The sequence below is a fragment of the Hydrogenophaga sedimenti genome, assembly GCF_051857515.1.
Classification (GTDB): domain Bacteria; phylum Pseudomonadota; class Gammaproteobacteria; order Burkholderiales; family Burkholderiaceae_C; genus Hydrogenophaga.
On the sequence record NZ_JBPZHA010000007.1, the window covers coordinates 204744 to 218208 of the forward strand.

General features: G+C 63.7%; 14 protein-coding genes. 2 read left to right on the plus strand and 12 right to left on the minus strand.

Annotation, left to right across the window (positions count from 1 at the left end):
• Window positions 1-47: 47 nt before the first annotated feature.
• Window positions 48-1427 carry an oxygen-independent coproporphyrinogen III oxidase gene (hemN, locus tag ACS5NL_RS13630; RefSeq protein WP_439354402.1) on the minus strand — a complete coding sequence of 460 codons (1380 nt, stop codon included), beginning with the start codon at window positions 1425-1427 and terminating at the stop codon, window positions 48-50.
• A gap of 176 nt (window positions 1428-1603) precedes the next feature.
• Here hemN and fnr point away from each other — a divergent pair, with 176 nt between their 5' ends.
• Complete coding sequence (gene fnr, locus ACS5NL_RS13635; protein ID WP_439354403.1) at window positions 1604-2323, plus strand: fumarate/nitrate reduction transcriptional regulator Fnr; 720 nt, start codon at window positions 1604-1606, stop codon at window positions 2321-2323.
• 72 nt (window positions 2324-2395) lie between these two features.
• Here the strand turns inward: fnr and ACS5NL_RS13640 are convergent, their stop codons facing one another.
• From ACS5NL_RS13640 to ACS5NL_RS13680, 9 genes are all read right to left on the minus strand, one after another.
• Entirely contained in the window at window positions 2396-2689 is a 294-nt protein-coding gene (locus tag ACS5NL_RS13640) for a hypothetical protein (RefSeq protein ID WP_439354404.1), read from the minus strand.
• Between the two features lie 47 nt (window positions 2690-2736).
• Window positions 2737-2976 carry a hypothetical protein gene (locus ACS5NL_RS13645; protein WP_439354405.1) on the minus strand — a complete coding sequence of 80 codons (240 nt, stop codon included), beginning with the start codon at window positions 2974-2976 and terminating at the stop codon, window positions 2737-2739.
• A gap of 92 nt (window positions 2977-3068) precedes the next feature.
• Window positions 3069-4442, minus strand: coding sequence for a cytochrome c oxidase accessory protein CcoG (gene ccoG, locus ACS5NL_RS13650; RefSeq protein WP_439354406.1), 1374 nt, complete (start codon window positions 4440-4442; stop codon window positions 3069-3071).
• Window positions 4443-4583: 141 nt separating this feature from the next.
• Window positions 4584-5498: a cytochrome-c oxidase, cbb3-type subunit III gene (gene ccoP / locus ACS5NL_RS13655; protein WP_439354407.1), complete on the minus strand. Its 915-nt coding sequence runs from the start codon at window positions 5496-5498 to the stop codon at window positions 4584-4586.
• 30 nt (window positions 5499-5528) lie between these two features.
• Window positions 5529-5666 (minus strand): cbb3-type cytochrome oxidase subunit 3, encoded by a 138-nt coding sequence (locus ACS5NL_RS13660; protein ID WP_411367489.1) that lies wholly within the window; start codon window positions 5664-5666, stop codon window positions 5529-5531.
• An 11-nt stretch (window positions 5667-5677) separates the two neighbouring features.
• Window positions 5678-6427 (minus strand): cytochrome-c oxidase, cbb3-type subunit II, encoded by a 750-nt coding sequence (ccoO, locus tag ACS5NL_RS13665; protein ID WP_439354408.1) that lies wholly within the window; start codon window positions 6425-6427, stop codon window positions 5678-5680.
• Window positions 6428-6440: 13 nt separating this feature from the next.
• The gene (gene ccoN / locus ACS5NL_RS13670) at window positions 6441-7886 is read right to left on the minus strand and encodes a cytochrome-c oxidase, cbb3-type subunit I (protein ID WP_439354409.1); all 1446 of its coding nucleotides are present in this window, start codon (window positions 7884-7886) and stop codon (window positions 6441-6443) included.
• 67 nt (window positions 7887-7953) lie between these two features.
• Window positions 7954-8091, minus strand: coding sequence for a cbb3-type cytochrome oxidase assembly protein CcoS (gene ccoS / locus ACS5NL_RS13675; protein ID WP_439354410.1), 138 nt, complete (start codon window positions 8089-8091; stop codon window positions 7954-7956).
• A 25-nt stretch (window positions 8092-8116) separates the two neighbouring features.
• Window positions 8117-10495 carry a heavy metal translocating P-type ATPase gene (locus tag ACS5NL_RS13680; RefSeq protein ID WP_439354411.1) on the minus strand — a complete coding sequence of 793 codons (2379 nt, stop codon included), beginning with the start codon at window positions 10493-10495 and terminating at the stop codon, window positions 8117-8119.
• Window positions 10496-10610: 115 nt separating this feature from the next.
• Between ACS5NL_RS13680 and ACS5NL_RS13685 the strand changes: the two genes are divergently transcribed.
• Window positions 10611-11054: a universal stress protein gene (locus tag ACS5NL_RS13685; RefSeq protein ID WP_439354412.1), complete on the plus strand. Its 444-nt coding sequence runs from the start codon at window positions 10611-10613 to the stop codon at window positions 11052-11054.
• Window positions 11055-11110: 56 nt separating this feature from the next.
• On the opposite strand, the gene ACS5NL_RS13690 is transcribed toward ACS5NL_RS13685, so the two are convergent.
• Window positions 11111-12652, minus strand: coding sequence for a malonate--CoA ligase (locus ACS5NL_RS13690; RefSeq protein WP_439354413.1), 1542 nt, complete (start codon window positions 12650-12652; stop codon window positions 11111-11113).
• 19 nt (window positions 12653-12671) lie between these two features.
• Complete coding sequence (locus ACS5NL_RS13695) at window positions 12672-13439, minus strand: enoyl-CoA hydratase/isomerase family protein (protein WP_439354414.1); 768 nt, start codon at window positions 13437-13439, stop codon at window positions 12672-12674.
• Between the last annotated feature and the right edge of the window lie 26 nt (window positions 13440-13465).

Genomic DNA, 13465 nt, shown 5'->3' on the forward strand with positions numbered 1-13465 from the left:
GAACTCTAGCAGGCGCGCACCCGCCGCGCCTGTCGAACCGGTGCCGCTCAGATGATCTTGGAGAACCTGGCGCGGTCCTGATCCACCTGGAGATTCTTGTCGAACACCATGGCGATGGCACGCACCAGATACCAGCCAGCCGCCGTCACTTCGACACCCGACTCGTCGATCCGAACCAGCCCTTGCTTCGCATAGTCCTGGAGGACCTCGAGCTCCCTGGCAAAGTAGGTTTTGCAGTCGATCAGATGACCCAGATTGATGGATTCGAACTGCAATTGGCCCTGGCACATCAGCGACATGATGACCGAGCGGCGCAACAGGTCGTCCCGTGTCAGCGCCAGGCCGCGCACGATCGGCAGGCGCCCCTGGTCGAGTGCGTCGTAATACTCTTCGATCGTCTTCGCGTTCTGGCTGTAAGTGGCCCCGATGCGGCCAATCGCGGAAACACCCAGAGCAATGAGGTCGCAGTCCGGCTGTGTGCTGTACCCCTGGAAATTCCGGTGCAGACGTCCCTGGCGCTTGGCCACGGCCAGCGCGTCGGTCGGCAGGGCAAAGTGGTCCATGCCCACATACACATAGCCCGCCTCGCTCATCGCATCCAGCGAAGCCGACAGCATCGACAACTTGTCGCCGCCACTGGGCAACTCCGCCGCCACGATGCGCCGTTGCGGCTTGAAGCGTGTCGGCAGGTGGGCATAGGCGTAAAGCGCGATGCGGTCCGGCCGCAACTGGTTGACCTGTGCCAGCGTACGGGCGAAGGACTCGGGCGTCTGCAGCGGCAGGCCGTAGATCAGATCGACGTTGACCGATTCGAAGCCGATCTTGCGAGCGGTTTCGACCAGTTCGAACACCTGCTCCACCGGCTGAACGCGGTGCACGGCCTTCTGGACCGCCGGATCAAAATCCTGCACGCCGAAACTCAGCCGGTTGAAGCCCAGCCGGGCCAAGGTCTGCAGACGCTGTCCCGTCACCGTGCGCGGATCCACCTCGATCGAATATTCCCCGCCCGGCACCAAGGTGAAGTTGCGCCGGATCATGGCCAGCAGGTCTTCGAGCTCCGTGTCGGAAAGGAAGGTGGGCGTGCCGCCGCCCAGGTGCAGCTGGGAGACGCTGTGTCCCTTGCCGAAGTGCTGCACCTGCAGTTCGACTTCCCGCGACAGATACCGCAGGTATTCGGCCGCGCGCTCGTGGTGTTTCGTGATGACCTTGTTGCAGGCGCAGTAGTAGCACACCGATTCACAGAAAGGGATGTGCACATACAGCGACAGCGGCAATGCCAGAGAGCCGGCCCGGCGCTGCTCCAGTGCCTGGATGTAATCGGCTTCCGTAAAGGCTTCGACAAAGCGGTCCGCCGTCGGGTACGACGTGTAGCGGGGGCCGGGGATGTCAAATCGCTTGAGCAATTCGTCGGAAATGGCGTGACTCACAAACAATTCTCCAGTGCAGGCGACGAATGTGCCCCAAGGCTCCGGCGAGGCCCTTGATCTTGATCAAGGGGTCCTCAGCCTCTCGGGTTTTCCCCCTGCCGCCCTTGCTGCTTCCCGCCACGCCTTGATGCTGGCACCAGCCATGGGTTAAGCTTCGCCCCAATTCCGGAAGAATTATGGATATTCAAAGCATCAAAGTGGCTTGTTCGAGCTGCAACCTGCGGGAGTTGTGCTTGCCCATGGGGCTCAACCCCGAAGAGATGAACAAGCTCGACAACGTGATCTCGACCCGCCGGCGCATCAAGCGCGGGTCGGCACTGTTCAACACGGGGGACAAGTTCACCTCGCTGTACGCGGTGCGCTCTGGATTCTTCAAGACCAGCGTCACCACCGCGGATGGCAGAGACCAGGTCACCGGGTTCCAGATGACGGGCGAGATCATTGGCATGGATGGCATCGTCAGCGACCGCCATTCCTGCGACGCCATCGCCCTGGAAGATGCCGAGGTCTGTGTCATGCCGTTCGACCAGGTGGAAGAACTCTCGCGTGAGTTCACCACCTTGCAGCACCATGTGCACAAGATCATGAGCCGGGAAATCGTGCGAGACCACAGCGTGATGCTGCTGCTGGGCAGCATGCGTGCGGAAGAGCGTCTGGCGGCGTTTCTGCTGAATCTGGTGCAGCGCCTGCATGCACGTGGTTTTTCCCAGTCCGAACTCATCCTGCGGATGACGCGCGAAGAGATCGGCAGTTACCTGGGCATGAAGCTGGAAACGGTCAGCCGGACCTTCTCCAAGTTTGTCGACGAGGGCATCATCGAAGTCAAGCAGCGCTACGTGCACATCAAGAACACCGACGCACTCAAGCTGATCGTGAATCCGCAGACCTGCCGCTGAGCAGCAGCACTGCACCTCATGAAGAAAGCCCCGCTGATGCGGGGCTTTTTGTTGTTCAGACCAGAAGTCTTCTCAACAGCACTGCCCGTTTCTGGCGCAGTCCTCGGGACGTTGCGACTCTGGAACCGGGCAACGATTGACCTCGAAAGGGGACATGGCCAACAGCGTGGTCAGCGCACTGGAGGCCATGGTGACGCCCCAGAAGACAAAAAAGGCAAGTGTGTAGATCGCCTGCCGCGAAAGCCCCAACGGGTTTCCAAACCAGTGAAGGTCACCAGGATCGACCATCGCAAACACGATCATCTCCAGCACAGCAGCGACCAGAAAGGCTGGCCACGCGATCCACATCCACCGTTGAGTCTTCATGAACTGTCTCCTTGTTCGTCTGAGGCCTCAACGGGTGGGTGAGGCGCTTATTTGGTCGGGTCGGTGGTTCCAGCCACCGGCGAGGCCGCGTGGTTGCGTGCCTGGCCGGCCGGCTGCAGGGTGATCAATGCGTCCACCCTCGCCTGCCCTTGCAGCCGCTGGGCCGCCGCAAGATCACGTTCGTAGTCCGCCTTGTTGAGCACAGGGTCAGGATGGCTGGCAGCGATCACGAATGTCACCACGCTGGCCACCACCACCGCCAGAGGGCCGCCGACCACCATCCACATGTGGGGCACTTTCCACCAGGGGGTGCGGTTTGGGGAGGCAGGGGCAGCAGGTTGGGCAGACATGACGGTTTGCATGGGAATGTGCTTTCAGTTTAGCGCGGAACGATGAAAACGGCCTTTTCCACCACCTGCGCCACCTCCGGTCCCTGGGACCGGATGGTGAAACGAATCGGATGGGAGCCCGCTGGCGCCACATTGGGCGGAGTCTGGACCCGGACGGCGACAGAGCGAACCTCCGTCGGCAGGACCTCCGCGGAGCTCTCCGAAGCGATCACGACGCCCTCAAGGCCATCCACGCTGATCGAATAGTGTTGCGTCGACTCGGTCGCGTTCATGATCTGGAGCCGGAAGACGTTTTCAATGCGCCCCTGCTCCACCATGCGGGCCAGCGCGCCACGGTCCCGGATCACATCGACTTTGAGCGGGGTGCGCAAGAACAGACTGACGAACACGGCCAGTGTGATGGCCCCCAGGATGGCGGAGTACACCAGTACACGGGGCCGGAAAGCATGGCGGATCATCTGGTCACGCGTCCAGCCCTGGGCCACCCCGTTCTGGGTCGAGTATTTCACCAGCCCCCGTGGGTAGCCCACCTTGTCCATCACCTCGTCGCACACATCGATGCAGGCACCGCAGCCGATGCATTCGTACTGAAGCCCTTTGCGGATGTCGATGCCCGTGGGACACACCTGGACGCACAGGGTGCAATCGACACAGGCCCCCAGTCCAAGGGCTTTGGGATCGGCCTTCTTCGACCGCGGCCCGCGGGGCTCACCCCGCGCCTGGTCGTAGGTCACGATCATCGTGTCCTTGTCAAACATCGCGCTCTGGAAGCGCGCGTAGGGACACATGTACTTGCACACCTGCTCGCGCAGGAAGCCGGCGTTGCCATAGGTGGCAAAGCTGTAGAAGAAGATCCAGAACGTCTGCCAGGGCCCCAGCGATGCCGACAAGGTCAATGCGGCCACTTCACGGATGGGGGCGAAATAGCCGACAAAGGTGAAGCCGGTCCACAGCGAAAAAAGAACCCAGAGCGTGTGCTTGAGCCACTTCTTGCCGAACTTGTGCGCGTTGAGCGCTGCCTCGTCGAGGCGGATGCGGGCCGACCGGTCGCCTTCCACCTTCTTCTCGATCCAGAGAAAGATCTCGGTGTAGACCGTCTGGGGACAGGCATAGCCGCACCACAGTCGTCCGGCGATGGCAGTAAACAGAAAAAGGGCCAGCGCCGAGATGACCAGCAGGCCCGTCAGATAAATGAAGTCCTGCGGATACAGGACCAGCCCGAAAATGTAAAAGCGGCGCGCATCGAGATCGAAGAGCACCGCTTGACGGGCGTTCCACTCCAGCCAGGGCAGCCCGTAGAAAACGATCTGGGTCAACCAGACCAGAACCCAACGCCACTTCGAAAACAGTCCGAACACCGCCTTGGGATGGATCTTCTGACGCGCGGCGTACAGGGAGACCATCACCTCATCGTCCTCGGGCACGCCCTGAGGCGCTCCGGGAACGATGGCAATCACTGGTGACTGAACGGAAGATGAAACAACGTCGGGACTGGGAGAGCTCACGGGAAACCTGGCTACAGGGAAATCAATGGCGGTTGGCCATCATTGCTTGGCAGCCGGCTTGTTCGACAGGCTCCAGACGTAGGCAGCGAGCACGTTGATTTGCGAAGCGTTGAGCTTGGAAGCCTGTGCCGGCATCTGGTTGGTGAAGCCGTTGTTCACGGCACGGATGATGGCATCTTCACCCCAGCCATGCAGCCAAACGCCGTCGGTCAGGTTGGCGGAGCCCACTGCCTGCATGCCCTTGCCGTCAGGACCGTGGCAAGCAGCGCAAGCGCCGAACTTGGCCTTGCCTTGTGCGGCGCGCACGGAGTCGTGCGGGCTGCCCGACAGGCTCAGCACATAGTTGGCCACGTCGCGCACATCCTCTGGCGAACCGACAGCGGCAGCCATGGGCGGCATGACACCGGTGCGGCCGTTGGTGACCGTGGTCTTGATGTACTCGTGACCCGAACCACCCAGCCAGTCGCCGTCGGCGAGGTTGGGGAAGCTCTTGGAGCCGCGGGCATCAGAACCATGGCACTGGGCGCAATAGTTCATGAACAGGCGCTCACCGATGGCGATCGCCTTGGGATCGGCGGCGATCTCTTCAGGCTTCATGCCGTTGTAGGCAGCGTAGATCGGGGCAATCGCCTTCTCGACCTTCTCCACTTCGGCCGCGTGCTGACCGCGGGACGACCAGCCCAGGGCACCCTGGAACTTGCCGAACATCGGGTAGAGCGCGCCATAGACCAGACCGAACACCACGGTGATGATGAACAGGTACACCCACCACTTGGGCAGCGGGTTGTTCATTTCACGGAGGTCGCCGTCCCAGACGTGGCCGGTGGTGTTGTCCGCATGGGTCGCTGCCTTGGTGGTGCCGCTGATGTACAGCAGGACCGCGCAGGCAAGAATGCTGACGAGCGTAATGCCGGCAACATACAGATGCCAGAAGTCGTTGATGAAGTCGCTCATGATGATTTCTCTTGTTCGTGCCGCAGGGAGTCAGTCTTCCTGGAAGGGCAGCTGGGCTGCCTCTTCGAAGTCGCGCTGATTGCGTTTGGACCAGGCCCAGACCAGGATGCCGACGAAAGTCAGCATGCTGATCAGCGTGACGATGCTGCGAAGATCGTTGATGTCCATGATGGGTACCTTTACTGGGCCTTGCCTTCGGCGGCCGGCGCAGCGGGCTTGGCATCCGCCGGGGCGGCTGCTGCAGGCGCAGCGGCGGCGGGAGCAGCCGCTGCCGGAGCGGCAGCAGGTTGCGCAGCTGCAGCGACAGCAGCCGTACGGGCGGTACCCAGCACCTGCAGGTAAGAGATCAGGGCTTCGAGCTCGGTCTTGCCCTTGACGTCTTCGGCAGCCTTGGCGATTTCTTCGTCCGAGTACGGAGCGCCCAGCGTGCGCAGGGCCTTCATCCGGGGAGGAATGCCGGCAGCGTCGACCGTCTTGTTGGCCAGCCAGGGGTAGGCAGGCATGTTCGACTCGGGCACCACATCACGCGGGTTGTTCAGGTGGGCACGGTGCCATTCGTCGCTGTAGCGGCCGCCCACGCGGTGCAGGTCGGGACCGGTGCGCTTCGAACCCCACTGGAAGGGGTGGTCGTAGACATATTCGCCGGCCACCGAGTAAGGACCATAGCGCAGGGTTTCGGCCTGGAACGGACGGATCATCTGCGAGTGGCAGTTGTAGCAGCCTTCCTTGACGTAGATGTCGCGGCCCGCCACCTGCAGCGCGGTGTAGGGCTTGAGCCCTTCGATCGGCTGGGTGGTGGACTTCTGGAAGAACAGGGGAACGATTTCCACCAGACCGCCCACGGCCACCACGAGGGTGATCAGGACGATCATCAGGAAGTTGCTGGTTTCGATCCGGGCGTGACCGGACAGATGTTCATTGCTAGCCATGTTGTTCTTCTCCTCAGGCGTGGGCGGGGTTGACGGCCAGGACGGGGGCGTTGTGCGCCTTGCCTTGGAGGGCGGTCATGACCACGTTCCAGAGCATCACGATCATGCCGGTCAGGTACAGCAGGCCACCGAGCAGACGGATCACATAGAACGGGAAGGTGGCCTTCACACCTTCAACGAAGGTGTAGGTCAGGCTGCCATCGGGGTTGACCGAACGCCACATCAGACCTTGCATCACACCGGCAATCCACATCGCGGCGATGTACAGCACGATGCCGATGGTGGCGATCCAGAAGTGCAGTTCGATGGCGGGCACCGAGTACATCTTCTTCTGGCCGAACAGACGCGGGATCAGGTAGTACAGCGAACCCATGGACACCAGACCCACCCAGCCCAGGGCACCGGAGTGCACGTGGCCCACGGTCCAGTCGGTGTAGTGCGACAGGGCGTTGACGGTCTTGATGGACATCATCGGGCCTTCGAAGGTGGACATGCCGTAGAACGACAGGGACACGATCAGGAAGCGCAGGATGGGGTCGTCACGCAGCTTGTGCCAGGCACCCGACAGGGTCATGATGCCGTTGATCATGCCGCCCCAGCTGGGAGCCAGCAGGATCAGGGAGAACACCATGCCGACCGACTGCGCCCAGTCGGGCAGCGCGGTGTAGTGCAGGTGGTGGGGACCCGCCCACATGTACGTGAAGATCAGGGCCCAGAAGTGGACGATCGACAGGCGATACGAGTACACCGGACGCTCGGCCTGCTTGGGGATGAAGTAGTACATCATGCCCAGGAAGGCGGCGGTCAGGAAGAAGCCCACGGCATTGTGGCCGTACCACCATTGCACCATGGCGTCCTGCACACCGGCGTAGGCCGAGTAGGACTTGAAGAGCGAGACCGGCAGCTCAGCGCTGTTGACGATGTGCAGCAGGGCCACGGCGATGATGAAGGCACCGAAGAACCAGTTGGCCACATAGATGTGCTTGACCTTGCGGATGCCGACCGTGCCGAAGAACACGATGGCGTAGGCCACCCAGGTCACGGCGATCAGGATGTCGATCGGCCACTCCAGCTCGGCATATTCCTTGCCGGTGGTCAGGCCCAGCGGCAGGGTGATCACCGCCGAGACGATGACAATGTTCCAGCCGATGAAGGTGAACCACGCCAGCTTGTTCAGGAACAAGGCTGTGTGGCAGGTGCGCTGCACGATGTAGTAGCTCGTCGCAAACAGGGTGCATCCACCGAACGCGAAGATCACCGCGTTGGTGTGTAGCGGCCGCAGGCGACCGTAGGTGATCCATTCGATCCCCATGTTGAGCTCGGGCCAGGTCAACTGGGCCGCGATGATCACACCCACCAGCATGCCCACCACGCCGTAGACCACGGCTGCGATGGAGAACCAGCGGACGACGCTGTCGTTGTAGACCGCCGGTTGGCCGGTCTTTGTTGTCACGGACATACAGAACTCCTCATTAATGCCACTGTTCAAGTGTCCACATGTAACCCTGTGAACGCCTTGACTTACGTCAATCGCCTCTAAGAATGCGCTCACCCTCACGTTCGACGTTGTCGAACTGGCCTGCGTGCAAGGCCCACCAGAAGACCCCGATGATCGCGAAGACCAGCACGACGGAAACAGGAATCAGCAGATACAGGATGTCCATGTCGGATCCTTCCTTGAAAAAAATCTCAATCTGAAACAGCGACCAGCCCGCCCGGCTCGGAAGCTCTCGACCCGGCGGCGAGTCTCAGTGCATTCAGGATCACCAGCAAGGAGCTTGCCGCCATCCCGAGTCCGGCCAGCCACGGAGGCATCCACCCGACCAGGGCCATCGGAACGCTCACCAGGTTGTACACCGCAGCCCATACAAGGTTCTGACGGACGACGCGCATGGTGCGGCGCGCCTGGAGAAGCGTCGACACGACATCCATCACCTGCCCGCCCTGCAGCACGTAGTCGGCCTGCGCCTGCGCCAGCGGTGCCGCATGGCCCAGCGCAAAAGAGGTGTCCGCGCGCGCCAGCACCGGACCATCGTTCAGCCCGTCGCCCACCATCGCCAGCCGACGCCCCTGCGATTGCAGACGCACCACATCCGCCAGCTTGTCCTCCGGTGAGGCGCCGGACACGACTTCCTGCACCCCGATCAGCCTGGCCACCGTGTCGGCGGCCTGAGCGCGATCGCCCGACAACAGCCGGGTCCTGATCCCGGCACCGTGCAGTGCCGCCACTGCAGCACTGGCATCTTCGCGCAGCCCCTCTTCCATCGAAAAGCGGGCCAGCCAGCCCTGTCCATCGGCCAGCCACACCCGGGTGTCCGCATCGCCATCGGCATCCGCCACGCCACAAAACGCGGCCGAGCCCAGACGGATCTGGCGGCCATGTGCATCGCGGCCCTGCATGCCCTGCCCTGGCGTTTCAACGATGTCGGCCAGGACCGGCATCTCCGCGTCCTCTGTCTTGGCGGCCTCAGCGATGGCCCGCGACACCGGATGCAGCGACCCCATGGCCAATGCACCCGCCAGCATCAGCGCCTGTTGACGGTCTGCGCCATCCCGCAGTGCGATGCCCGAGAGCACCAGACGGTCCTGGGTCAGGGTGCCGGTCTTGTCGAAGACGACCGTGTCGATATTGGCCAGGGTTTCAAAGGCCTGCAGGCGCCGCACCAGAATGCCCCGGCGGGCCAGCGCGCCGGCAGAACTCAGCATCGCCGCCGGCGTGGCCAGCGACAGCGCACAGGGGCAGGTCACGATCAGCACCGCGATGGCCACCGCCAGGGCTTTGGAGTGGTCGATGTGCCACCAGTACCAGGCGGCCGCAGCGGCAGCCGCCAGCACCAGCATCAGGAACGGCGCCGCGATCCGGTCGGCCAGCACCGCCAGGCGCGGTTTTTCGGTCGAGGCCTTTTCCATCAGCGCCACGATCTGCGAGAAGCGCGTGTCCCGGCCCAGCCGCTCGACCTGCACCAGCACCGGGCCCGCAAGATTGAAGCTGCCCGCCACCACCGACTCACCCGCCCTGCGCGTCACCGGGCGGGACTCGCCCGTCAGCAGGGCTTCATCCACGGTGGCCGATGCGGCCAGCAGCCGCCCGTCGCCGGGGAAGGCCTGCCCTGCCTGCACCCGCACGACGTTGCCCACCTCCAGGCGCCGCACCGACAGCGTCTCGAAGGCCCCATCGGGCCTCTGGCGCTCGCAAGTCTCGGGCAGGCGGTTCATCAGCGCATCCAGCGCTCCGGCGGTGCGGTCGCGCGCCTTGAGTTCGAGGTAACGCCCGCCCAGCAGGAAGAACACGAACATGGTCATGGAGTCGAACCAGACGTCCCTGCCCCATGGCCCGGTCGGGTCGAAGGTGGCGGCGGAACTGGCCACAAAGGCCACGAAGATGCCGATCGACACCGGCGTGTCCATGCCCACGCGCCCGAGCTTGAGGTCGCGCCAGGCGCCGCGGAAGAACGGTCCGCTGGCAAAGGTGACGACCGGCACGCTCAGCACCCAGCTGGCCCAGCGCAGCAGTTGCTCGATGTCCGGCTCCATCTCGCCCGGACCGGCCACATAGGCGGGCCACGCATACATCATCACCTGCATGGCGCAGAAACCGGCCACGAACAGGCGCCACAGCGCCAACCGGGTTTCCTTCAGGCGCTCACTGATCGACAGGGCCTGCTGCAGCGGCAGCAGCCGGTAGCCCGTGGCACCGACCGCGCCGGCCAGGGCCGACATGCGGGTGGCGGACGGGTCCCATTGCAGCATCAGGCGCCGCGTGGCCGCATGCACGCGCGCGCTGCGCACGCCCGGCAGATCCTGCAGGGCGCACTCGACCGTGTCTGCACAGGCCGCGCAGTACATGCCCTGCACCAGCAGCACGGATTCCGCGACCGATTGGCCGTCGATTTCCTTGATTTCCGTGAATTCGCGCTGCTCGACCGGATCGTCCAGGACGGTGAAGTCGTCGGTGACCGTGAGCGGCCCACGGTGGCTCCCGAACAGGCTTTCCGCAGGGGACGCCGGGTTCGTGGGTGCGTTGTTCATCATCAGCCCCACCGGGGGCACGGTGGCAGCCTCGTTCATGCCGCGAGGGTACTGGAGGTCGCGATTCATTCGATTGACATGCGTCAAGCGCCACCCGGCGAGCGTCGCATAGCCTATATTGTCTGTTCAAGTTCCCTCACCATAGGAGAAAACCATGTACAAGCGCATCCTTGTGGCCACCGATGGCTCCAAACTGTCGAACCTGGCGGTCGAACACGCCATCAACCTGGCCGACATCACCGGCGCGGAAGTCATTGCGCTCAAGGTGGTGCCACGCTATCCGCAGACCTATTTCGAAGGTGGCGTGGCACTGGCAGCCGCCGAAGTGGCCCGCATCGAGAAGCAGTGGAACGATGAAGCCCTGGAGGCCGTCAATGCGGTGAAGGCCGCTGGCCAGAAGATGGAAGTCAAGGTCAAGCCGGTCACCGTCAAGTCCGACCTGATCGCCGAGGCCATCATCGCGGCCGCCAAGCGCAACAAGGTGGACCTGATCGTCATGGCCTCGCACGGCCGCAAGGGCATCAAGCGCCTGCTGCTGGGCAGCGAAACGCAACAGGTGCTCACCCACTCGCACATTCCTGTGCTCGTGCTGCGCTGAGCAGACACCCAAGAAAAAGGCCCGCAGTCGCGGGCCTTTTTCTTGGCAAGGTCAGATCAGGCGAACTCGCCCTTGTATTGGTCTCGCAGCAGGTTCTTCTGCACCTTGCCCATGGTGTTGCGCGGCAGTTCGCTGACCACGGCACAGCGTTTGGGGATCTTGAAGTTGGCCAGCTTGGCCTTGAGCTCGGCGATCACCCGGTCCGGGTCCACCGTGGCACCGGGCTTGGCGATGATGACCGCGACGCCGACCTCGCCAAAGTCAGGGTGCGGCACGCCGATCACGGCGCTTTCGGCCACGCCAGGCATGTCGTTGATGTAGCCCTCGATCTCGGCCGGGTAGACGTTGTAGCCGCCGGAAATGATCAGGTCCTTGCTGCGGCCAACGATGGTGACGTAGCCATCGGCATCGACCTTGCCCACATCACCGGTCTTGAAGAAGCCGTCGGCCGTGAACTCTTCCGCCGTCTTCTCGGGCATGCGCCAGTAGCCCTTGAACACATTCGGTCCATGGACCTGGATGCCCCCGATCTCGCCCGGCGCCACCGCCTTGCCATCGTCTTCCATCACGCGCAGGCTCACGCCGGGCAGCGGGAAACCCACCGTCCCACCGCGCCGCTCGGTCGCGCCCCCGTAGCGCGCGTCCGGCCCGCAGGGATTGGAGGTCAGCATCACCGTCTCGCTCATGCCGTAGCGCTCCAGGATGGTGTGACCCGTGCGCTGCTGCCACTCGGTGAAGGTCTCGATCAGCAGCGGCGCAGATCCGGAGATGAACAGACGCATGTGGGCGGCCTGGGCCCGAGTCAGTGTCGGCTCGGCCAGCATGCGAACGTACAGCGTGGGCACGCCCATGAAAACCGTCGCCTCGGAGAACTTGCTGATCGCCAGCTTCGGATCGAACTTCGACAGCCAGATCATCTTGCTGCCGTTGATGAGCGCGCCGTGGATGGCCACGAACAGGCCGTGCACGTGGAAGATGGGCAGCGCGTGGATGAGCACGTCGTCCGGCTGCCATTGCCAGTAGTCGCGCAGCATCACCGCGTTGCTGCGCATGTTGCCGTGCGTCAGCATGGCACCCTTGCTGCGGCCGGTGGTGCCGCTGGTGTAGAGGATGGCGGCGAGGTCGTCGTCTCCCTTGACGGCGGGGGAGTGTCGGTCGCTCATGTGCGCCGCGCGGTCCAGCAGGCTGCCGTTGCGATCTTCGCCCAGGGTGAAGACGTATTGCGTGCCGGCGGTGAAGGCGATCTTGCTGACCCAGCCGTGGTTCTTCGGGCTGCAGACCACCACCGCCGGTTCGGCGTTGCCGATGAAGTATTCGATCTCGGCGCTCTGGTAGGCCGTGTTCAGCGGCAGGAAGACGTGGCCGGCGCGCAGCGTGGCCAGGTACAGCACCATTGCCTCGACCGACTTCTCCACCTGCACGGCGATGCGGGACTGGGGCGGCAGGCCCAGCGAATCCAGCAGGTTCGCCATCATGGCCGTCGCGCGTTCCAGGTCGCGCCAGGAATAGGTCAGGCCGTTGTCGGTCTCGACGGCGGCGCGGTCGAGGTCGGCGGGAAAGGCGTCGCGCAACGCGACAAAGAGGTTCCTGTTGTTCATGGTGTGGTCGGGGAAACGTTCAGAAATGGGGCGCACGCTTGGCCAGGAAGGCGGCAATCCCCTCCCGGTGTTCGGCGCTGTCGGCGTAGTCGTAGGCGGCCGGCAGGAGGCTCTCGGCGGTCTGTCCCTGCGCCAGGGCGCGCAACGCCTGCTTGTTCAGACGGGCGGCCTGCGGCGCCAGGCGGGCGATGCGCTGGGCGCGCGACAAGGTTTCGGCAGGCACGTCGGCATCGGCCACCACCGTGTGCAGGAAGCCCCGTGCCAGCAGCGTGCCGGCGTCCAGCACCGCGGCTTCCAGCAGCATCTGGCGCGCCGTGGCCAATCCCACCTCGCGCGCCACCAGCGCGGCCTCGCGCGGCGCCATCGGAAAGCCGAGCTTGGCGATCGGCGCGCCAAAGCGCGCGCCCTGCCCCGCGACGCGGATGTCGCAGCAGCTGGCGATCTCCACGCCGGCGCCCATGCAGTTGCCCTCGATCTGCGCCACGACGGGCAGGTCGCAGTCCAGCATGGCCGACAGGCCACCCCAGACGTCGTTCTCGTGGAAGTCCCTCAGGCCGTCGGGGTGGAAACGGAAGTCGGTGTATTCGGCAATGTCGCCGCCGGCGCAGAAATGCCCGCCCTCCCCGGCCACCAGCACGGCCCGCACCTCGGGGTTTCGTTGCAGCCCGGTGAATACCTCTCGCAACGCCCGCCACATCGCGCGCGACATGGCGTTGAACTTGGCGGGGTTCGACAGGGTCACCTTCGCGGTGCTGCCTTCAAGGGTCTGACGGACCTGTCCGGTCATGCGTGCCTTTCTGCTGGGTGTGTGGA